The sequence below is a fragment of the Parabacteroides sp. AM58-2XD genome, assembly GCF_003463685.1.
Lineage (GTDB): Bacteria > Bacteroidota > Bacteroidia > Bacteroidales > Tannerellaceae > Parabacteroides > Parabacteroides segnis.
This window is the reverse complement of sequence record NZ_QSDP01000033.1, coordinates 36,608-58,444: the sequence shown is the minus strand read 5'-3', so window position 1 is coordinate 58,444 and position 21,837 is coordinate 36,608. Positions and strand designations below refer to the sequence as shown.

General features: G+C 43.3%; 16 protein-coding genes, 1 tRNA gene and 2 pseudogenes. 11 read left to right on the top strand and 8 right to left on the bottom strand.

What is annotated here, in order from left to right:
* Nucleotides 1-293: 293 nt before the first annotated feature.
* The 7 genes from DXA15_RS10240 to DXA15_RS10215 all read left to right on the top strand — a co-directional run bounded on the left by DXA15_RS10240 (nt 294) and on the right by DXA15_RS10215 (nt 8,020).
* Nucleotides 294-1,145, top strand: coding sequence for a sugar phosphate isomerase/epimerase (locus tag DXA15_RS10240; RefSeq protein ID WP_010802117.1), 852 nt, complete (start codon nt 294-296; stop codon nt 1,143-1,145).
* Nucleotides 1,146-1,189: 44 nt separating this feature from the next.
* Entirely contained in the window at nt 1,190-1,534 is a 345-nt protein-coding gene (locus DXA15_RS26265; protein ID WP_233567118.1) for a hypothetical protein, read from the top strand.
* Entirely contained in the window at nt 1,447-2,220 is a 774-nt protein-coding gene (locus tag DXA15_RS10235; RefSeq protein ID WP_369683060.1) for a DUF6340 family protein, read from the top strand. The genes DXA15_RS26265 and DXA15_RS10235 overlap by 88 nt, the downstream gene beginning before the upstream one ends.
* 67 nt (nt 2,221-2,287) lie before the next feature.
* The gene (locus DXA15_RS10230) at nt 2,288-2,749 is read left to right on the top strand and encodes a hypothetical protein (RefSeq protein ID WP_128133956.1); all 462 of its coding nucleotides are present in this window, start codon (nt 2,288-2,290) and stop codon (nt 2,747-2,749) included.
* Nucleotides 2,750-2,804: 55 nt separating this feature from the next.
* Nucleotides 2,805-2,877, top strand: a tRNA-Thr gene (locus DXA15_RS10225).
* A gap of 1,377 nt (nt 2,878-4,254) precedes the next feature.
* Nucleotides 4,255-7,158: an ATP-binding cassette domain-containing protein gene (locus DXA15_RS10220; protein ID WP_128133955.1), complete on the top strand. Its 2,904-nt coding sequence runs from the start codon at nt 4,255-4,257 to the stop codon at nt 7,156-7,158.
* A gap of 34 nt (nt 7,159-7,192) precedes the next feature.
* Nucleotides 7,193-8,020 carry a hypothetical protein gene (locus DXA15_RS10215; protein ID WP_128133954.1) on the top strand — a complete coding sequence of 276 codons (828 nt, stop codon included), beginning with the start codon at nt 7,193-7,195 and terminating at the stop codon, nt 8,018-8,020.
* A gap of 77 nt (nt 8,021-8,097) precedes the next feature.
* On the opposite strand, the gene DXA15_RS10210 is transcribed toward DXA15_RS10215, so the two are convergent.
* The 6 genes and pseudogenes from DXA15_RS10210 to DXA15_RS10185 form a co-directional block, all read right to left on the bottom strand.
* Nucleotides 8,098-9,261 carry a PP2C family protein-serine/threonine phosphatase gene (locus DXA15_RS10210; protein ID WP_128133953.1) on the bottom strand — a complete coding sequence of 388 codons (1,164 nt, stop codon included), beginning with the start codon at nt 9,259-9,261 and terminating at the stop codon, nt 8,098-8,100.
* Nucleotides 9,262-9,275: 14 nt separating this feature from the next.
* Entirely contained in the window at nt 9,276-10,112 is an 837-nt protein-coding gene (locus DXA15_RS10205; RefSeq protein ID WP_128133952.1) for a sensor histidine kinase, read from the bottom strand.
* Nucleotides 10,105-11,224: pseudogene (locus DXA15_RS10200) on the bottom strand (sensor histidine kinase). The gene DXA15_RS10205 and the pseudogene DXA15_RS10200 overlap by 8 nt, the downstream one beginning before the upstream one ends.
* A 1-nt stretch (nt 11,225) precedes the next feature.
* Nucleotides 11,226-11,633: an ATP-binding protein gene (locus DXA15_RS10195; protein WP_128133951.1), complete on the bottom strand. Its 408-nt coding sequence runs from the start codon at nt 11,631-11,633 to the stop codon at nt 11,226-11,228.
* A gap of 21 nt (nt 11,634-11,654) precedes the next feature.
* Entirely contained in the window at nt 11,655-11,954 is a 300-nt protein-coding gene (locus DXA15_RS10190; protein WP_128133950.1) for an STAS domain-containing protein, read from the bottom strand.
* An 83-nt stretch (nt 11,955-12,037) separates the two neighbouring features.
* Nucleotides 12,038-14,722 (bottom strand): calcium-translocating P-type ATPase, PMCA-type, encoded by a 2,685-nt coding sequence (locus tag DXA15_RS10185; protein ID WP_128133949.1) that lies wholly within the window; start codon nt 14,720-14,722, stop codon nt 12,038-12,040.
* A 214-nt stretch (nt 14,723-14,936) separates the two neighbouring features.
* Here DXA15_RS10185 and DXA15_RS10180 point away from each other — a divergent pair, with 214 nt between their 5' ends.
* The gene (locus DXA15_RS10180; protein WP_122327116.1) at nt 14,937-15,434 is read left to right on the top strand and encodes a DUF4251 domain-containing protein; all 498 of its coding nucleotides are present in this window, start codon (nt 14,937-14,939) and stop codon (nt 15,432-15,434) included.
* Here the strand turns inward: DXA15_RS10180 and DXA15_RS10175 are convergent.
* Entirely contained in the window at nt 15,418-16,350 is a 933-nt protein-coding gene (locus tag DXA15_RS10175) for a TIGR01212 family radical SAM protein (RefSeq protein ID WP_128133948.1), read from the bottom strand. The genes DXA15_RS10180 and DXA15_RS10175 overlap by 17 nt on opposite strands.
* A gap of 167 nt (nt 16,351-16,517) precedes the next feature.
* Here DXA15_RS10175 and DXA15_RS10170 point away from each other — a divergent pair, with 167 nt between their 5' ends.
* The 3 genes and pseudogenes from DXA15_RS10170 (at nt 16,518) to DXA15_RS10160 (ending at nt 20,719) form a co-directional block, all read left to right on the top strand.
* Entirely contained in the window at nt 16,518-18,692 is a 2,175-nt protein-coding gene (locus DXA15_RS10170) for a S9 family peptidase (protein WP_010802136.1), read from the top strand.
* Nucleotides 18,692-19,536: pseudogene (gene lipA / locus DXA15_RS10165) on the top strand (lipoyl synthase). The gene DXA15_RS10170 and the pseudogene lipA overlap by 1 nt, the downstream one beginning before the upstream one ends.
* A gap of 64 nt (nt 19,537-19,600) precedes the next feature.
* Nucleotides 19,601-20,719 carry a hypothetical protein gene (locus DXA15_RS10160; RefSeq protein ID WP_007654535.1) on the top strand — a complete coding sequence of 373 codons (1,119 nt, stop codon included), beginning with the start codon at nt 19,601-19,603 and terminating at the stop codon, nt 20,717-20,719.
* 9 nt (nt 20,720-20,728) lie between these two features.
* Here the strand turns inward: DXA15_RS10160 and DXA15_RS10155 are convergent, their stop codons facing one another.
* Nucleotides 20,729-21,223: a metallophosphoesterase gene (locus tag DXA15_RS10155; protein ID WP_007654533.1), complete on the bottom strand. Its 495-nt coding sequence runs from the start codon at nt 21,221-21,223 to the stop codon at nt 20,729-20,731.
* Between the last annotated feature and the right edge of the window lie 614 nt (nt 21,224-21,837).

Sequence of the window (21,837 nt, the reverse complement as noted above, 5' to 3'; positions counted from 1 at the left end):
ACAACTATAGAAGACTCTGCCGAAACTATGAATGGACATTCGATTCGGCAGAGGAAATGGTGAAACTAGCATCTATTAGGATGCTATTGAATAAAATTTAAACAGGCTCATAGTCTATTTAATTTTTTGCACACAGATATATAATGTAATACAACTCAGGATGCTGGAGAACGTTAAATTGGAATTAAATGAGTGTCCGCCACAACTTTTTTATACCGATTGTAACCGTCTTACGCAAATTCTTACTAACTTGCTGACAAAAAGCCGTAACATATTATTTACATAATTATACCATGGAGAATTCTAGAAGAAAATTTTTTAGACAAGGACTTGCCGGTGCATTATTGTTAGGATCGGCAGGCGTAGTAAAAGCCGGTTTGCCGGACCGGATCATTCCAAAGGCGGCGAAGTCAATAAACCCCTGGCGTTTGGGGATGGCTGGTTATACATTTGTTAATTTTGATTTGGATACTACTCTGAAGACATTGCAGAGACTCGATATTCATTATCTTTGCATTAAGGATTTCCATCTGCCGCTGGATAGTAACGAAGAACAGATCAAGGCATTTCATGAGAAATGTGCTGCTCATAATGTTACCGGCTATGCTGTTGGTCCTATATATATGAAGAGTGAAGCGGAAATTGACCGTGGTTTCGAGTATGCGAAACGCGTAGGGGTGAAGTTGATTGTGGGCGTACCCAATTACGAATTGCTTCCTTATGTGGATAAGAAAGTAAAAGAGTATGACTTCCACTATGCGATCCATTTGCATGGGCCCGATATTAAAACATATCCGGATGCAACAGATGTATGGGAACATACGAAAGACCTGGATCCGCGTATCGGAATGTGTCTGGATATCGGTCATGACCTGCGTAACGGATGTAATCCGGTCGCCGACCTGAAAAAATATCATACCCGTGTGTTTGATATGCATATCAAGGACGTGACGGATTCGTCGAAAGCAGGTGTCGGTATAGAAATCGGTCGTGGAAAGATTGATTTCCCTGCGCTGATGAAAATGATGCGTGAGGTGAACTATACCGGAATGTGCAGCCTTGAATATGAAAAGGATATGAAAGATCCTTTCCTGGGTATAGCTGAATCGATCGGCTATTTCAAGGCGGTGAGTGATATTGTATAATTAGAGGCGCAATCTTTTGCGCCTCCTTCTAATAGTGAAAAGTGATGAGAGTTGCGTATTGTTTATTGAGTGTTTGCTTATTGGCATCCTGTAGTTCTGTTAGCTATGTGGGTATTGATACTTACAACCCTGCCGAAATAACATTTCCGAAAAGTGTAGGAAAGATTCTTGTTGTGAATAACGCTGTTCCTCAGCCGGATGATGTCGGGTGTGAGTTCAACCTGTTTGGTGACAAGGTGGATACTTGTAAGGTGAAAGCCGACAGTGCCCTGTTTGACGTTTGTCGCGGACTGGCAGGTCGATGGCAGATATGTCCTATTTTAATGACGTTCTTCTCTATCACGATGCTGTCCGCAAAGATGATGTTTATTACGAGGATAAAAAATTGACTCAGGATCAGGTACAGGCATTATGTGACGAAACCGGATCGGATGCTGTGATATCCCTGGACCGGATGTTGTTTGAGTCCAGGAAAAATGTGGTGGCTTTTGCTGAGGGTTATGTAGAAGGAGAGATCCAGGTGAAAATGTCCGGTGTTGTGCGTGGTTATCTTCCCAGCAGGCCGAATCCCTTAGCTACTGTCTATGTGGCTGACAGCCTTTTCTTTATGGAAGACGCACCGAATCTGATCCTTCTTGACAGGTATTTACCTTCATCCGAAAATGCTTTACGTGCTTCTGCCGAATACATTGGAGCGAAGGCCAGTCCTAATTTTGTACCTCACTGGAATAGCGAAACGCGCTGGTATTATAATGCTATGGGATCCCGTTGGAAAGAGGCTTCTGCCTATGCGCAATCAGAAAAATGGGATAAGGCTGTTGAACACTGGATGCATCTCTATGAAAAATCGAACAGTCCGAAAGCTAAAGCCAAAGCTGCTTCCAATCTGGCTTTGGGCAATGAAATGAAGACCAACCTGGATGAGGCCTATGAATGGGCAAATAAATCATACGAATTATTTAAGAAAAGCGAAGGTGAGGACGGTAAGAATACTAAACTGTTAGCACTTTATATAGAAGTGTTGCGCAACCGTATCCGTTCCGATAAAAAACTTAACATGCAATTTGGTGAATAATATCATATATTCTCCGAATTATTATTACTTTTGACAGACGATTCGAAAAAAGAATAAAAAAAGAGTTATGAGTGCAAATAATGCAAAGATTCAGTCTGTCCTGGAGACAACATTTACTTCTGCTATCGGTAAGCTGACAGCTGAAGATTCTAACGGCTATTACAGCGATTTATATGTTCAGGCGGATGCTGAAAGCGGAGAACTGCAAATCTATGATGAAGATGAACGATTACTGGATAAGGTTATCGTCTTTGATTGGGTAGGTTGTCCTTGTGAAGAAGAGCAATTCAATAAACAGGTAGCCAACACCGTAAAATCTGTGCTGACTCTTTTAGTTGCGAAAACTGTTTTTGAAAGTCCCCATATCATGAAACCTTTCTCTGTCAGTCTGACGGATGAGGATTTTGTTGTAATAGAGGAACTTCTCTTCCTCGATGATGAAGTATTACGGGCAGATGATCCGCTGTTGAAAGATTTGGATGCAGATTTAGATGATTTTTTGACAAAACTTCTTTCAGATGTCGAATAGAGTTTTTATCTTTGCGCCCGGATTGAAAAACAAGTAGCAAAGAATATATAAAGTTGCCGAAATAGCTCAGTTGGTAGAGCAACGCATTCGTAATGCGTAGGTCGCCGGTTCAAGTCCGGCTTTCGGCTCTCTTCTTAATAGTAACATAAACAGTGACTTAATGGTCGCTGTTTTCTTTTTCTTAGCGTGCAATCTTTTAAAAAAAACGACAATTTACCTGTGCATAGGCATTTCTGTTTGTCGCAGCGTTTGTCGCAAAAAACAAAAGATTATGGCCGATTTTCTTTGAATAATTTACAGTTCTTGCCATATTATTAATTGATTAATGAGACAAATATATATAATAACTATCTGAAGTGATCTTCTTCAGATTCATCTTCCCACCAATAATTCTCATGCCAGCTACTCGTTTCAGTTGGGTAAGGAAGTTTAAGTACAATTATCTGTTTATTGACTGGTTGTAACTGTCTCCCCTCTTGAGAGGGGGTAGGGGGTGTGTTAAAGCCAGTCAATAAAACAAGCCTTGTATAGGTTTATTTGCCGTCTGCTTCAGCTGACGGATTAGTAAAGGGTCTATCTCATTGGACTTTAGTCCCATTTCTTACAGTTTTCTATCTAGGAGAAATGTGGCTGAAGCCAAAAGAGAGAAACAACTTGTAAACCATCAGCTGAAGCAGACGGCAAATGAACCTGCAATAGTCAAGTGACTCTGATTATGGTGGTTGTATGGCGGGGATATGACACACCCCCTTCCCCCTCTCGAGAGGGGAGCCAGGTACAACCAGTCAATAATCGGATAGTTCAAAACTGACAAATAGTGAATCATATCCTAAAATCAAAATACTTTCTCAGAAAAAATTAAATAGTCTATAGTATCTACAATATCTACAATTTCCTTCTGAATGTTTTATAAATAAGCATTTTATGTGATGGTTGCAGGTGGAGGAATATCTACAATTATCATCTTCTATCTACACTTTATGCATTATTTTGCTTTTCGATGGAAAGGGGTAAGGATGAATAAAAGTTTCTTGCGGAGGAAACTTTTGTTTTATGCTGTCTAAACTTTTGTTTTCTCCGCACAAAACAAAGGTTTAGACAGCATAAAAACAAATAAACCATACCGGACAGCAGTAATGGACACATAGAGATAATGGTAATACCTCACAAGTGTAAGATGATTGCATGTAGTCTTTGAAAGGTGGCAAATAGTGGTAGATACCGTCCTGTTGTTGTAGATGTTTTTTTATCTGCAACCATGTTGTAATTAACTGATAAATAGAAAACTATACCTGGTGTTGTGGATGTTGTAGATAATAATAAGAAATGAGTTCAATCATTGCGTGTTATTCGCCCCCCTTCAAGGACGTCCCCTTTGGCGGATATGCTAATCCTTTGGTGATTCTTGTTGTTGACACCTCTTTTTCGGAATAAAGCATTTTAACTCTGCCAAAGGGGACATATTAGCATATTAAATTTTATCTTTGCCTGTAAATTATTTATATATGAATGAGACCATTCTGAACGGTTTGTTGAATCTGTTTGCTGTCTTTGCTTCGGCTGTACGTATCGAAGAACAACAGGCGAGCCGTGCAGTTCATTTCTATTTATCCAGTCATTTCGGTGTCCGTTCCCATAAAGAGTATATTGAGTTATACAGTGAGTTGCGCAGCATGTACGATGATCCGCTTTTTCCTGTAGATAAGGAGAATGTGATACGCAATATCTGTGAACAGATGAAGGTAAAGCTGGTGGCGGAAGAACAGTTGCTTCTTCTGGTCCGCTTTGTGGAGTTCGCCTATTCGAACTCGGAAGAGTTTGAGAATCATTTGCCACTCTTTCATCTGGTGGCTGATATTTTTGCTATTCCGCAAGAAGAGTTTGACGATATACTTGCTTTTATTACCGGAAAGCCATCTTCTTCTTTATTGACTATCAGTGGAGAGGATGCCGCCATAGGGAATCATATCACTCGTAAAGGGATGGACGGTTTTATTCGTGTACTCTTTATCCGGCGGTTTGACAAGCAAATCTTTACTTACTATGGTTCAGGTGTCGTTTTTATGAACGATATTCCTTTGTCTCCGGGTATCTTTTATGCCTGGCAACATAGTAGCGTGTTGAAGGGACCGTTGTTTCTTCCGGTTTATTACAGTGATCTGGTGACCGTATATAATAAGAATGAACGGAAGGAAGCCATATTCCTGAACGGTAGAGATTTGAACTTTACTTTTAAGAATAGTACCAACGGTTTGCATAACTTTTCTTTTAACCTGGAATCGGGCCAGTTGGTCGCGATAATGGGAGGAAGCGGAGTCGGTAAATCTACTTTGTTGGGTATCATGAACGGGAATATCCGTCCCGATGAGGGTCGTATTACGGTGAACGGTTATCCGTTGGATGCTCCCGAAGCCCGTCAGTTGATCGGTTTTGTTCCGCAGGACGACTTGTTGATAGAAGAACTTTCCGTGTATCAGAACCTTTGGTTCACGGCACGTCTCTGTTTTGCCCGTCTTTCGGATCAGGAAATCAAAGTGCGGGTCGAAAATGTATTGAAAGAATTGGACCTGGAAGGGATAAAAGACCTGGAAGTAGGTTCCCCCATCCGTAAAACGATCAGCGGGGGACAGCGGAAACGGTTGAATATAGCCCTTGAACTGATCCGTGAACCGGCTATCCTGTATCTGGACGAGCCGACTTCCGGTTTATCTTCATCCGATTCCGAGAAGGTTATCATGTTGCTGAAAGAACAGACGCACCGGGGGAAGCTGGTCGTTGTCAATATCCACCAGCCATCGTCTGAAATCTATAAATTATTCGATCGTCTCTGGTTACTGGACCGGGGAGGTTATCCCATTTATGACGGAAATCCGATCGAAGCGATTATTTATTTCAAGCAAGCTGCGAAATATACCGATCCGGATATCAGTGTTTGCAGTACCTGCGGGAATGTGAATCCGGAACTGATCCTGAATATTATCGACTCGAAGAAGATCGATGACTCCGGAAACCAGACGAACATCCGGAAGTTTACACCTGAAGAATGGCACGAGAAATATATTTCGTCGCGTCCGTCCTATACACCGGTTGAGGAGAAGGAACTGCCTGACAGCAAGCAGAAAAAACCGACCTGGTTCAAACAGTTTTGTATTTTCCTGGAACGGAATATCCGGACAAAACTGGTTAATAAGCAATATCTGGCAATTACGTTGCTCGAAGCTCCGTTACTGGCGCTGATCGTTGCCTTGCTTACCCGGTATGTCGATGGTGACGAATATACTTTGCTGGCTAACAAGAATTTTGTGTCTTATATCTTTATGTCGGTTATTGTGGTCACCTTTATGGGATTAAGTATAAGTGCCGAAGAGATTATAAAAGACCGGCCTGTCCTGAAGCGGGAACATTTCCTCCGGTTAAGCCGTAGCAGCTATCTTACATCTAAAATGGTTTACCTGCTGGGAGTATCCGGACTTCAGTCCTTACTTTTTATTTTAGTGGGAAATACGATCATAGGGGTAGGATGGGAGATGTTTGGTGTCTGGTGGAGCATTCTTTGGATAACTTCTTTTCTGGCAAACCTGACGGGACTGATTTTATCACAGTCGATGAACTCTGTCGTTGCGATTTATATAACCATTCCTCTTCTATTGATCCCGCAGATATTGCTTTGTGGATTGATTATCAAGTTTGATGATTTGAATACCAGTGCTTCAAAGGAAAATAAGGTCCCGTTGATCGGTGATATTATCCCTTCGCGTTGGGCTTTCGAGGCCTTGATGGTAGAGCAATTTGCCGATAATGCTTACAATCAGGCTTACTTCCCTATAGAGCGGGAAAAATATCTGGCGCAGTACTATGAAAATATACATTCGAAAGAAGTGCGTCGCCTGGCTGAACAACTGGAGGGAAAAGATGATCCGGACAAACGTCTGACGGTAGAAAATGAACTTGCCGTATTGGGACGTGCCGCCCGTATCGCTCCCCGTAGTGAAGGTGAAAGTTTTCTGTCGTATCTGGATAAGGTAGATTCGGCTTTGCACGAGCGTGCTCGTAACTTTACGGCTTATCTGGATCAGATACAGGAAAAGGATATACGTGAAAAAGGGAGTGAATGGGTAACCGAACAGAAGAAAAAGTATCATAATTCAGCTATCGAAGACCTGGTTATGGGAGCCGGTAGCCGTAACTTTTATAAAGAGCACAGGAATCGTATCTATCCGGCCGTCGGTCAGATTTATATAGTGCCGGATAATCCGTTTGGCAGGGCTCCTTTCTATTCTTATGAGAAAAAACTGGGCAGTATGTTAATTTCTACCTATAATTTTAATTTATTGATTATAGGTTTCTTTGCATTATTAGCTATTATCGCTATATTCGCAGAGTTTCCGGGACGTCTGAAAGAAGAATAAAAAAGCTGGAATATAAATTATTAAATAAAGTAACATGAAAAAGAGTGTAATAAGCGTGCTTGCAATAGCCGCATTAATGGTGGGCATGATTTCCTGCAACGGTGCTAAAAAATCAAATGAAGCCGAAAAGACGGAAGAAGCTGCCGTTATAGCAGGTAAAGCACCGAAAGATTTGTTAACCGAAGAAGTAAAACAGGAAACTGTTAAATTCCTGGCTGATATGCCGGAGTCAGAAATTCCTTATCGTTTGTCCAGCGGTGAAGTTCAGGTAAAAGTGGGTGATTTAACTTATATGTTGCCTGTTGCTAAAGCTGCCGAACTAAGTACTGCTACACAAAAAGCGCGTGCACTCGGTATGTATATGGCTGATTATAATGTATTGAAAGCGATCGGTCAGCCTACAGCAGAAGTAGAAGGAGCCATCGTAAAACTGGCTACAGACCTGAATGTTTCTTTTGTACTCGATATCCTGAAAGAGGAAGCTCCGAAAGATGCAACCAAAGAACAGTTGCAGGCTTTCATGAATGCACAGGAAGATAAGATCATCGACAAGATGGCTGCCGAAAACAAGATTGATGTACAGATCGAAATCTTAGGTGCCTCTTCTGCTGAATATGCTTGTCTGCTTGCCAACCCGACATTGGTTATCAAAGGGGATGCTACATCTGCCGGACTTTCTGAGAATATGCTGAAACGTGTGACTATGCTGGAAGAAGTAGTAGCCGACCTGGCTTCTTACTATCCTGACCTGCAACAGCTGGGTACAACTATCAGTCCGTTGAAGGAAAAAGTAGGAACTATCCAGGATGCCAGAGCTGCTAATGCAGAGATCATGGGTATCCGTGATGCTTTACTGAAATAAGTACATATATATAATGTATATAAAAAAGGAGATGTTCCGACCGGGGCATCTCCTTTTTATTATTCTGTGGAAGTCTTTTATCCCTGATAGGTAATAGACAACAAGGTGATATCATCCGATTGTACGGCTCCTACAACGAATTTTCCTACTGTTTCCGTTATTCTGTCTACAATTTCTTTGGGGCTCTTTCCGATCAACTCCCGGCAGTTTTCCAGCAAACGTTTTTCGCTGTACTGTTCGTGGCAGCTATTCATCGCTTCTGTTATTCCGTCCGTATAGAGCAGCAGGTTGTCGCCGGGTGATAACTGCAATGTCTTTTCGTGATAAGTCATGTTTTCTACGCCGCCCAATATAAAGTCGTTTGTGAGCGGAACTGATACAACCGTGTTGTCTGCCTTCATTAGAACCGGAGGATTGTGACCGGCATTACAATATGTAACAAGACCGGTATTCAGGTTCAGTATTCCGTAAAATGCTGTTACGAACATTTCATTAACGTTCTCCTGGCAAAGGAAAGTATTTGAGCGTTGCATGCACATAGCTGCCGAGTTTTCCGTCAGTGCAATTGTCCGGATGACAGTCCGGCTGATCGCCATAAAGATGGCAGCTGGGACACCTTTGCCGGCTACGTCTGCAATAACAAATCCCAAACGGTCCTGGTCTATGCGGAAGAAATCGTAGAAGTCGCCTCCCACATATTTTGCCGCATTCATATAGGCATAGATATCGAACGTTTTCAGTTCGGGAAACGGAGGAAATTTTTTCGGCAGGATCGTTTGCTGAATCTCCTGGGCGATGTGAAGGTCGTTACGGATGGATTCCAGTTGCGAATGCTCCTGCTGTGCTTTTTTGATGAATGATATTTGTTCGGAAGCCTTTTCGATCGTACGTTCCAGGTCTTCCAGATTGATCGGTTTGGTCGTGAAGTCGAATGCTCCCTGGTTCATGGCACTACGGATATTGTCCATATCTCCGTAGGCTGAAACCATGATGCATTTTAGAGCTGGATTTTGCATTTCGTTTATTTTGGCAAGCAAGGTCAGTCCGTCCATTTCCGGCATATTGATGTCACTTAATATCACATCGAAATCCGGTTGGACAAGCATCAGTTGAAGTGCTTCCAGTCCGTTGTGCGCAAAATAGAATTCATATTCTCCTTTCTTTATCTTGCGACGGAAATATTGGGTAAGCAACCTTTCCAGGTCTAATTCATCGTCTACACTTAATATTTTTATAGCCATGACTTTTGTCTCTGTTATTGTTGGATAGGAATAGAAATGGTAAAACGGGTATATTCGCCGGGGCGTGAATCCATCCCGATCGTACCGTTATGTTTTTGTTCGATAATCGATTTAGTGATCGACAATCCGAGGCCGGTGCCTTCACCGATCGGTTTTGTCGTGAAGAAAGGCGTATAGAGTTTCTTTTTTGTCTCTTCCGAAATTCCTTGTCCGTTGTCTTCTATGCTCAGGTTTATACGGTCACCCTCTTTTTTCAGGCATATCCTGATGGTTGGCTGATAGGTTGCATCGGCTATCTCTTTCGACTTGCTGAACACGGCGTAGCAGGCATTGTTCATCAGGTTGAGTATGGCGCGGCTGAAATCCTGCGGAATAACTTTTACCAATGGCAGGTCGTCGGCATACTCTTCCTGTATCGCGACATTGAAACTTTTGTTGTTTGCTCTGACCGCATGGTAAGAAAGCCATACATATTCTTTGGTCAGCTGATGCAGGTCGGTCGGGATATATTCGTCGTCTTTGCCGCGTGAATAAAGCAGGATACCGCGCACAATTCCCGAAGCCCGGTTGCCGTTCTCCTCTATCTTGCTCATATTACCTTCCAGGTCAGACATGATCTCTTTGATCTCTTCGACTGAGTCTTCCGGTAATGCGTCCCCGAGTTCATCCAGGACTTCCTGCATATCCTTTAGTAACTTCTGCGAAACTTTGCTGAAATTGATCACGAAATTAAGAGGATTCTGTATCTCATGTGCAATGCCAGCACTCAATAATCCGAGTGAAGCCATCTTCTCCTGCTGGCTGATCTGTTTCCTCAGCCTCTCAATTTCTTTTTGGGTGTTCTCATTCATTGTTAATCCTTTTTTGACTGATAGGAATTGTAATTAAGAATTCAGTATAGTTATCCTTTTCGCTTTTCGCCAGGATCGAACCCTGGTGGTTGAGGATAACTTCACGGCAGAGATACAACCCGACACCGGCTGCTTCGGCAGAAGGTTTGGTTGTAAAGAATGGTTCGAATATCTTATCCTTGATACTGTCTTCGATACCGATCCCGTTGTCATAGATACTGATAAATACGGTATTGTTGCCTCTTTCTTCCAGTTTTATAGTAATAAAAGGAGAGAAACTTTGTTTTTGCAGTTTACGGAGCAATGCATAAATACTGTTTTTAAGAATGCTGCCCAGTGCCTTGTTCATCTGTTCGATATTAATTTCAGCCATAACCGGCTTTTCGGGGCATTCTATATGTATCTGTATCTGATTTTCTTCAATTTCTTTTTTGAATAGTTTGTTAAGGACATCGACGTTTACTTTGCACAGGTCGCACAGGTCGGTCGAAGTCACATCGCCATGCCGGTCTTTCAACAGGTCTTCCATCGCTTTGACAATGCGGACGGTGTTGCAGCCATGTTCATTGATCTTTTGCAGGTTGCCTTCTATCATGTCGAGTATTTCGATGCTGTCTTCATAGATTTCTTTCGTCATGACAGATTGCTCGTCCGTGATGTTGTCTTTCAGGTCTTTGATCAGGTTAGCCGACAGGCCGGCAAAGTTATTGATGTAGTTCACCGGATTCAGGATACGGTCCACCAACTTGTGTAAGTTGCCCTACAGTAGCCAGCTTCTCTTTTCGTACCAGTTCGTCCTGAGCCTTGGCAAGGGCATCCAGCGCTTGCGATAGCTTTTCGGATTCTTTCAGTACCTGATCCCGCTGGATACGGAGTTCGATGGTACGTTCTTCCACTATTTTGGCCAGATATTCTTTTTGTTTCAGCTTCTTCCGTAGACGTCCCTTTAATATATAAAGAACGATCTGCACGACCAGCATGATGCCGGGAACTGTGTCCCAGTCATAGTAGAAACCCGCAATAATGAGTATCCAACCTGCCAGCGTCAGTTTTTCTATGATGCGCAGCTGTCTTTTGAGGGAAGCTATCTCTTTTATATCGAAGTCGGCCATATTACTGAATTTCTTTGGTCATTGTTAATCTATTCTTTCCTTCGGAACGCTCGTATCTGACATCTGTCATCAGTTGTTTTACCAAAAAGATGCCTAGTCCGCCGATCGGGCGTTCTTCCAATGGAAGTGTAATATCCGGCTCCCGCGTTTCCAAAGGATTAAATGGGATGCCGTTGTCGGTTATGACTATTTTCAATAGTCCGTTGTCGCACCCCATATCAATGCCTATATCTCCTTCCATACCGGGATATGCATATTGAATAACATTTGTTACAGCCTCATCCATTGCCAGCTTTATCTGCATTAGCAGTGCTGTGTCGATTCCGCAACTCTTGGCCTGCATTTCCAGAAAATCATACAGGAGCGCAAGTTGTTCCGGATCATTTTTAATGTGTAGTGTGCTGGTCATTCTACCGGAGTTTGAATCTTGTTATTCAATGGTAAGAAAAGAAGAGAAACCTGTTATTTTGAATATCTCCATAATGCTGTCCTGGATATTCCTCAATACAAATGTTCCGCCTTTCTGGCTCATCTTTTTTTGCAGAATGAGAAGCAAGCGAAGTCCCGCACTACTGATATATGTGAGTTTTCTACCGTCAAGCACCACATTTTGCGCATTACCTTCAAGTATATTGGTAATCTCTTTTTCCAGATCAGGTGAACTCAGTGTATCCAGCTGTCCGGAAAGACAGATTACTGTCTCTGTTCCGTGCTTTATTTCTATTTCCATATATCTTTTTGTTTTCTATTTGAGCAAATGTAAATATTATAATCAAACTCAGCAAGTTATTCTCTGAATTTGTTTATTCCGGCTTACTTCTTAGTAAGCCGGCTGATGCCTCGTGCAATTTCACCTATCCAGAGAACCAGCGAGCTGGAACCGATAATGATACCCCAGTCTTTCAAAGACAAAGGAACCACATTGAACATCTCTCCGCCAAACGTAACGATCAGATACTGACCGATAAGGATAAGCAGGGCTACAAACAGGAAGCTCTTGCTCTCTTTCAGGTTGGCGAATGCTGAACGGCCTTCCATAAATGCCTTGGCATTGAACATATTCCAGAACTGAAGCATTACAAAGAAACTGAAGAACCATGACAAGTCATGCGGCGTCAGTCCTGTCTGTGCATGGAAATAATACAATACTCCCATTAGGATCAGCACGAAAGCAATACCTACTCCGAAGATGTTGTATGCCATCGGCCGGGTGATGATAAAGTCGCCATCTTTTCCGCTTCGGCGGGGTTTATCCTTCATAACCCGTTCGTTAGGGGGCAGGGAAGCCAATGCTCCGGCGGCAAATGTATCCATGATCAGGTTTACCCATAACATCTGCGTGATGGTGAGCGGTGATTCGGTCCCGAACAGCGAACCCAGCAGCACGATCAGACAGGCTGCCACGTTGATGGTTAACTGGAATAAGAGGAACTTCTGGATATTACGATACAAGGAACGTCCCCACATTACGGCACGTGTGATACTTCCGAAAGAGTTATCCAGAATCGTGATGTCGCTGGCTTCTTTGGCAACAGAAGTTCCGTCTCCCATGGAAAGACCCACCTGGGCGGCTTTCAGGGCCGGAGCATCGTTGGTTCCGTCGCCGGTTACGGCAACTACGGCACCTTTCTTCTGTAATAACTGTACCAGGCGTTGTTTGTCGGTAGGACGGGCGCGGCACATGATTTTCAGATCCAGCACCCGGTCGAGCACTTCTTCGTCGGTCAGTGCTTCAAAGCCCGGACCTGTGATGATGTTGTGGTCGGTATCTTCCGGTTTCCAGGTTCCGATCTGACGGCCAATCTCACGGGCCGTTCCCGGAGTATCACCGGTTACGATCTTTACATCAATACCAGCATTCAGACAGCTTTGTACGGCGGCCGGAACATCTGCACGGACAGGGTCGGAGATCGCAACGATTCCCAGATAGGTCAGGTCGGTATTATGTAGGCGGCCATTGACAAAGAACGATTCGTCCTGTCCGTCTTCAATAATCTGATAAGCAAAACCGAGTGTACGCATTGCCTGATTCTGGTAATCCAGCAGTTGTTTTTCAATATCGGCCTTGCAGGCATCTACCGGTTTATAAGTATTGTCAATGGCTACACGTTGGCTGTTTGCCAGTACAATTTCCGGTGCCCCTTTTACGTACAGCACTTTTTTACCCAATAACGGCGACTTAACGACTGTCGCCATATATTTCCGTTCGGTCGAGAAGGTCAGCTGGTCCATGACCGGCGCTTCCTCCCTTAATGTCAGGTAGTTTTGTTGCTGGCTGTTCAGCCAAAGCAATAAAGCTGCTTCGGTAGGGTTACCTAATGTCTTTACTTTCTCTTCCGAGAAGTCGAGGAAGGCGGTCGAGTTAACGGAAATGCCTTCCTTAATAAGGTTGCTTAGTTCATCGTCTCCCAGTTTCTGGTCTTTGAGATTATAGAAATTGGTCTGGTAAACCTGCATTTGGTTTTGGGTCAGCGTACCGGTTTTGTCGGTACAGATAACCGTAGTCGCCCCCATCGTTTCGCAGGCATGCATTTTGCGGACCAGGTTGTTTGTCTTGAGCATGCGGTTCATACTCAGGGCAAGGCTGAGGGTTACGCTCATCGGCAAACCTTCAGGGACGGAAACTACGATCAGGGTTACTGCTATCATGAAGATATTCAGTATATGGGAGATCAGATCCATGACCGGCATACCCGATGAACCGAGTAATAATTTGATCAGCAAGGCAATAAAGGTAAGTCCGGCAACCGTGTATCCTCCTTTACTGATTACGGCGGCAAGCCCTTTCAGCTGTATCTGGAGCGGAGTCTCTATGTCGCTTTCAATCTGCGAACCTTCATATACTTTACCATATCCGGTAGCGTCTCCCACCAGTTCGACTTTCATGACTCCATGCCCGTCGACAACAGTTGTTCCCCGCATGACCATATTGGACGGATAGGTCGCTTCATGGTCGAATTCGGCTTCGTTGGTTGTTTTACTGATAATAGGTTCCCCGGTCAGTGTCGATTCGTTGATTTGCAGAGATATAGCTTCCAGTAAATGACCGTCGGCAGGAATTTCCTCTCCGGTTTCCAGTACGACGATGTCGCCGACAACGACTTCTTTTTTGGTTACCTGGCAGATATTTCCTTCGCGAATCACTTTGACCAGCGTATCGTCATTGACGGTATTCAGCACATCGAATGCTTTGTTTGCTTTGAGTTCGAAGAAGAAACCGACACAGGATGCCAGCATGATGGCAAAGAATATACCGATCGGCTCCAGGAAAGCGGTAAAACCTTTCGCTTCCGGTCCCCAGCAGTGTACGCCGGCAATAATCATTGATAACAGCCATGCTACCAGCAGGATCTTGATGATCGGATCATTAAACTTTTCGAGGAATTGACTCCAGAGAGAGGCTTTCTCTGGTGGAGTGAGGATATTTTCGCCGTGAAGGCGCCTGCTTTCTTCTACTTCTTGTTTGGTTAAGCCTTGATACTGATGTTTTTTCTCCATAAATTTGTTTAATCTGATTCAGAAAAATGAGTAGACAAATTACGTAAAGTTGACGGACATACGCAAGTGCTTTGGTTTTTAATTGATGATAGAATATAACAGTAATGTTTTGTTAACCGTTTGTTGTGTTAATTTAACGAACGGAAGGTAAACCTTTGGTCTGTTCTGATTGTCTTATATATAGAAGCAAAATGTGTGTTATTTATTTAAGGTTATGAAGAATGTTAGGTTATTCTGGTTATTAGGGATTGTCCTTTTATTAGCAGGGCAATCCCTTTATGCTCAAAGTAAAAAGGAAAAGCGGGAGCAGAAGGCAAATGAAGTGAAAGAATTAATAGATAGTAAACGGTTTACAGTAGATGTAAATCGTGCGATACCCATGGGAGGACGTTCACTCAATCTGACGTCTCCCTACTCTTTGGAAATGCGCGGTGACTCGGTTATTTCCTATCTTCCTTATTTCGGAAGGGCTTATTCGGCTCCTTATGGTGGCGGTGACGGGTTACGTTTCGAAGAATCAATTACCGATTATCAATGTTCTTTTAATAAGAAAGGAACCGCTCAAATACAGTTTCGTACCCGAAGCGATGACGATACCTTTGCATTCAGTGTGCAGGTGTTCTCAAATGGCTCCGCGACAATCAATGTGACGCCTGTCAACAAACAGAACATCACATTCTATGGGGAACTGGCTCCTAAGAAAAAGGAATAAATAATCGTCCTTGCCGTGCATTTCTTTCGGCAATACGCTTATTTACTTTCGCAGTAAATTCGAAGTTCTTAAGTCCCCAGTCGGGAGCGATCAACAGCTCTTTCGGGGATTGCGATACAAACCTCTCTACCACAATAGAGGGGTTTAATTTTTCTATGAAGTCGATTACCAGGTCGATATATTCGTCGGCCGTATAAAGATGGAACTCTTCAGGATGTTCGGCATATTCTTTGGCCATGCGGGTGTTGCGAATCAGTTGCAGTTGATGCAGTTTCAAAGTGGTTACGGGCAATTCGGATAACCGGTCGGCATGATGTAATATTTCATCCCTGCTTTCTCCCGGTAAACCCAGAATCAGGTGGGCACCGGTGTAAATGCCCCGTTCGGCTGTCCGGCGGATAGCGTTTTCCGACTCTTCATAGGTATGTCCGCGGTTGATGCGGAGCAACGTTTTATCGAGTGTGCTTTCCAGTCCGTATTCTAGCATGACGAACTTTTCCCGGGAAAGGGCCGTGAAATAATCCAGCAAAGCATCCGGCATGCAGTCCGGGCGTGTTCCGACGATTAACCCGACTACACCGGGATAGGATAACGCTTCTTCATATTTGGCTTTCAGCGAACTGAGCTCATCGTATGTATTGGTGTAAGCTTGGAAGTAGGCGAGATATTTCATCTCCGGATATTTGCGGGAGAAGAAGCGGATTCCCTCTTCTAACTGTTCAGTCACACTCTTTTCCGTATGGCAATACTCCGGACTGAATGTTTGATTATTACAATAAGTACAACCGCCCCATCCTTTCGAACCATCGCGGTTCGGACAGGTGAAGCCTGCATTTATAGAGATTTTCTGTACCTTACAGGGGAATATTTTCCGCAGGAAATCTCCGAAATCATTATAAGGTTTTACGTTTTCCATGGGGCAAAGGTAATTTATAATGGTTAATGACCAATGTCCGGTGGTTAATTTAATGATAAAATGCCCGGATAACCAGGCTCCGATATATAATTTACCTTTAATGGTGAACGGTTTACCGTGATAAAATACTAACTTTGCAGCCTATTCAAAATAAAATAAAAGTATTCATGAGACGATTGGGTGTTGGTTTCTTGCTTTCATTGGCGATAATTGGAAGCGTATCTGCTCAGAACGGGAGCAAACGTGTCGATTTAAAAGAAATTACAGATGGAAAGTTCCGTCAGGTAACTGCTATTGGTGAAATGCGGTCGCTGCCGGATGGAGAACATTATACAGCAATGAATAAAGATCGGAGTATGATTATCAAATACTCCTATCGTACAGGTAATCCGGTGGACACGTTGTTCAATGCCCGGACTGCCCGTGAATCCACATTCGATGATTTTGACGGATACGATATCAGCAGTACCGGCCATCATATCCTTGTTTGGCGGGAAACCGAACCGATTTACCGTCGTTCTTTCAAGGCGATGGTGTACGATTATGACGTGCGCCGTAACTATGTAAAGCCTGTTTCCGATTCGAAGAACAAGCAGATGATTCCGACTTATTCGCCGGACGGACGCATGTGTGCTTATGTCGTGGATAATAATATATGGATTCGTAAGTTTGACTATGATACGGAAGTACAGGTTACCAAAGACGGTGAACTGAACAAAATACTGAACGGCATTACCGATTGGGTATATGAAGAAGAATTCGCTGTGACTAACCTGATGGCCTGGTCGCCCGACAGTGAATATCTGACTTATGTGCGTTTCGACGAAAGCGAAGTGCCGGAATATTCCATGCAGATGTGGGGTAACGGACTGTATCCGGGATATTATAATTTCAAATATCCGAAAGCAGGCGAGAAGAATTCGAAAGTAACGGTTCACTCTTACAGCGTAGCGACAAAAGATATCAAGGAACTGAAAGTGCCGGTGGAAGGTGATTATTATATTCCGAGAATTACCTTTACTACCAATTCCGACCAGTTGGCTGTCATGACGTTGAACCGTCAGCAGAATGTTTTCAATATGTATTATGTGAATCCGAAGAGCGGCGTATCCCGTTTGATTCTTCGCGATGAGAACAAATGCTATGTGGATTCCGAATGGCTGACTTCCATTCATTTCAATCCGAGCGGATTTACTTACGTCAGCGAACAGGATGGCTATTCCCATATTTATTTGTATTCTCCGACGGGTGTTATGCAACGCCAGGTAACGAAAGGCAACTGGGACGTAACCCGTCTGATTGGTTACGACGATGCAACTAAGGTTGTATATTATGAATCAGCCGAAGAGAGCCCGTTGCGTCGTTCTGTTTATAAGATTGACCAGAAAGGCGTAAAGACAAAACTGTCGGAAGGAGAGGGGACGAACAGTGCCGACTTCAGCGCGAACTATGCTTATTTTGTCAATAATTATTCGAATGCAAACACTCCCGCAGTGATTACTGTCAACGAAACAAAGTCGAAAAAAGTATTGCGTGTGTTGCAGGATAATGCTGCTTTGAGAGAAAAATTGGCAAATACATCTTTCTCTAAAAAAGAATTCTTCAAGGTGCATACAGCATCTGATATTGAGTTGAATGCCTGGATCGTTAAGCCGGTCGATTTCGATGAATCGAAGAAATATCCGGTGTTGATGGTACAATATAGTGGTCCTAATTCGCAACAAGTACTGGACAAATATGGTTTTGACTGGGAACATTACCTGGCTGCGAACGGAATCATCGTAGTCAGCGTGGATGGCCGGGGAACCGGTGCACGTGGTGAAGCCTTCCGCAAATGTACATACTTGCGGATGGGTGATTTGGAATCCAGAGACCAGGTGGAAGCTGCACAGGCTTTAGGCAAACTGCCGTATGTGGATGCAAAACGCATCGCCATCTGGGGCTGGAGCTTTGGCGGATACAACACATTGATGTCGATGAGCGTAGGTAACGGTACATTTAAGGCCGGTATCGCTGTCGCTCCTCCGACAGACTGGAAATATTATGACTCGGTATATACCGAACGTTTTATGCGTACGCCAAAAGAAAACTTCTCGGGCTATGCTGCAACATCGCCCATCCGGCTGGCAAAAGACTTACAGGGTAAGCTGTTGCTGGTACACGGAACTGCTGACGATAATGTACACTTCCAGCAGACGATGGATTATGCAGAAGCATTGGTACAAGCCGGTAAACAGTTCGATATGCAGGTTTATAAAGACCGTAATCACAGTATTTACGGAGGAAATACCCGTTATCATCTGTATACCAGGATGTCTAACTTTTTATTGGATAACTTATAATGTCAGAACATGTGAGAAAGCCGGATTGGTTGAAGATCCGGCTTGGTGGGAACGAACAGTTTACAAAGACGAAAAGCATTGTTGAGTCTCATTGTCTGCACACCATTTGTACAAGTGGAAAATGCCCGAACATGGGAGAATGCTGGAGCCGGGGAACTGCTACGTTTATGATTGCAGGCGATATCTGTACCCGTTCCTGTCGATTTTGTAACACGCTAACAGGCAAACCGCTGCCGCTGGACCCGAAAGAACCGGCGAATGTGGCGGAAAGTATTCGCCTGATGAACTTAAAACACGCAGTGATAACGTCGGTTGATCGCGATGATCTTCCTGACTTGGGAGCCCAACATTGGGTGGATACAATCCGGACCATCAAAGAGGTAAATCCGGCCACCACCGTAGAAGTCCTGATCCCTGACTTTCAGGGACGCCTTGAACTGGTGGATCAGGTAGTGGAAGCTGCTCCCGAGATTATATCGCATAATATGGAAACCGTGCGGCGTATCAGCCGCAGGTTCGCAGTGCAGCCAAATACGATGTCAGCCTGGCTGTCCTGTCCCGTATAGCCGGACAAGGTGCGACGGCAAAGACCGGTATTATGGTCGGTTTGGGCGAAACCCCCGAAGAAGTATGCTGTCTGATGGACGATGTGCTCGATGCAGGTGTTTCCGTATTAACAATTGGTCAATATTTACAACCATCCAGAAAAAATATTCAAGTAACTGAGTATGTGACCCCTGATCAGTTTAATGTCTATAAATCAATCGCTTTGGAAAAAGGTTTTCGTATGGTAGAGAGCGCTCCGCTGGTCCGTTCCTCTTATCACGCTGAAAAGCATGTTTAATTACCAAAACTTTTAACAAAGTGGGTTGTTATATATTTAAAGTGCGAAGAAAGGGGGAAAGGGTATGAACAAAGTTAAGAAGGGATTAGACAATCAAGCCGTTGGTCTGTTGCCATTGTTGCTTTTTATGTTTTTGGATAATTATTTTTCTTATCTGTTGTCTTTCATTATCGGCGTTACCTTCTGTTTTGTATGTATTTTTCTGTATCAGGTGTTGAGTAAGGATAAGGTATATCAATTTTTATTGTTGCCTTCTGCAATTACTTTAGTATTGTATTCCGTCTTTCTCTGCTTGAAACTGGAGCCCGTATTGTTTATTTATTCTCCGTTGATTACGGAGGTGCTGTTGGTCGTAGTACTGGCGTTTATCGGTTTTAGCCGGCGCTCAGTATTAAAGAAGATAAGGACTTCAAAGCACCCGACTTATAAACGGACTTTAATGCGTACGACGCTGAATGAATTCTATTTCATTGCCCAGCTGGTTCAGAATTTGTATACATTACATCTGTTTGTCATCCTGGTTTACAGTATCCTTCCGGATACGATGCAGAATGTACATGCGGAACGTTTCCTTTACAGGGAACTGGGGGTATTGATTGGAGTTCTGGTCATTCTTTATGAGCAGGTACGTTTATCGTTGATGCAAGGTAGTTTACAGAAAGAAATGTGGTTACCGGTGTTGAATGAGGGAGGAAAGGTTATTGGTTGTATTGCGCGTTCGGTCAGCCGCACGTTGCCTAAGAAGTACTACCATCCGATCGTCCGGATTGCCGTCATTCATGACGGAATGCTTTATCTGATGAAAAGGAGTAAAGATGCGTTCGTATCTCCGGATACGATTGATTACCCTTTCCATAGTTATGTATTGTTCAGGCACAGTATTGAAAGTACGGTGCGTGAATCGGTTGGCGAACTCGCCGAACAGCAGGATGTAAATCCCCGTTTTCTGATACGTTATACGTTCGAGAACGAGAAGGTGAAACATCTGGTATCGCTTTACGTGATCTGTCTCCGTACAGAGGAGCAGTTTAACCAGTGTAAGCGAGCTGGCGGTAAGTTATGGACAGCCAAACAAATTGAAGAGAACCTGCATACCGGTGTATTCAGTGAATATTTCGAACAGGAATTCTCTTATCTTCAGAACACAATTTTACTGGCAGAGAGTTTCTGCTGTGGTAAGTAGGCTGGGTATTTATCGGATACCCAGTTCGATTACTTCAAGGTCTTTAATATTTTTGCCGTCAATCACAAAACGGATAAGGGTACGGACCTGATGGAAGCCGCTTTTGCCGGCTGCGCCCGGATTGATATATAAACAATTCAGGGATTGGTCGAAGGCGACTTTCAGAATGTGCGAATGACCCGCTATGAACAAGTTCGGGCGGGTATCGTACAATTCTTTGCGGATAGCCGGGTTGTAACGGCCTGGATAGCCGCCTATATGCGTCATCATCACATTTACTTCTTCCGCTTTAAAATGAGCCACTTCGGGATATTCTAACCGGAGCGATTGCCCGTCTATATTTCCATATACCGCCCGGAAAGGTTTCAAAGCAGCTAGCTTTGCTGCCAACCCGTCCGAACCAATATCACCTGCGTGCCATATTTCATCGCATTCTGCGAAATATTCCGCATATTTATCATCCCACCAAGCATGGGTATCTGAGAGAAGTCCTATTTTAAGCATAACTGTTTCTTTTCAACATGTAAAAGTAAGAAAATATTACAATGAACCGGTTGACGGAGTTAGTTTAGTTCGTATTTTCTTTACAAAGGTTTCTTTCTGGTGCGATAGTCCCAGTCTTTTACGGCTTCCGGGATTATAGTTTTATATATTATGATACTGTATTCTCATATATTATGATATCGAAGTCGTATAATATATAAGAATACAGTATCATAATATATGAGAATTTGAAAGAGTATATTAGTGGCTTGTGATGATTTTGTTTACTTATGGCTATTTATTTTGAAGATTGTGATGGAATGTAAAATATTGTTCTTACATTTGGGGTGTTTGCATAAATGTATTCATATAAATTTAAAACTATGCCTATGGTATAAAACTGTCTAAAAGACATATTAAGATATAAAAACGTAAAGTTTATTTCGAAGGTGCTGAAAAACTACCACTTTTAAATGCTCTCTTCCAAGTACACTGGACGTTCACGTTTAGGCGTGGACTTCATTGTTGTATTATGAGGAGAGCGGGTTGTGGTAGACCTTTCAGGACCGTAATACGAAAAGACAATGGGTCCACGTTTTTTTATTGGTCTACTTTCTCTCAATTTTGGACTCCCG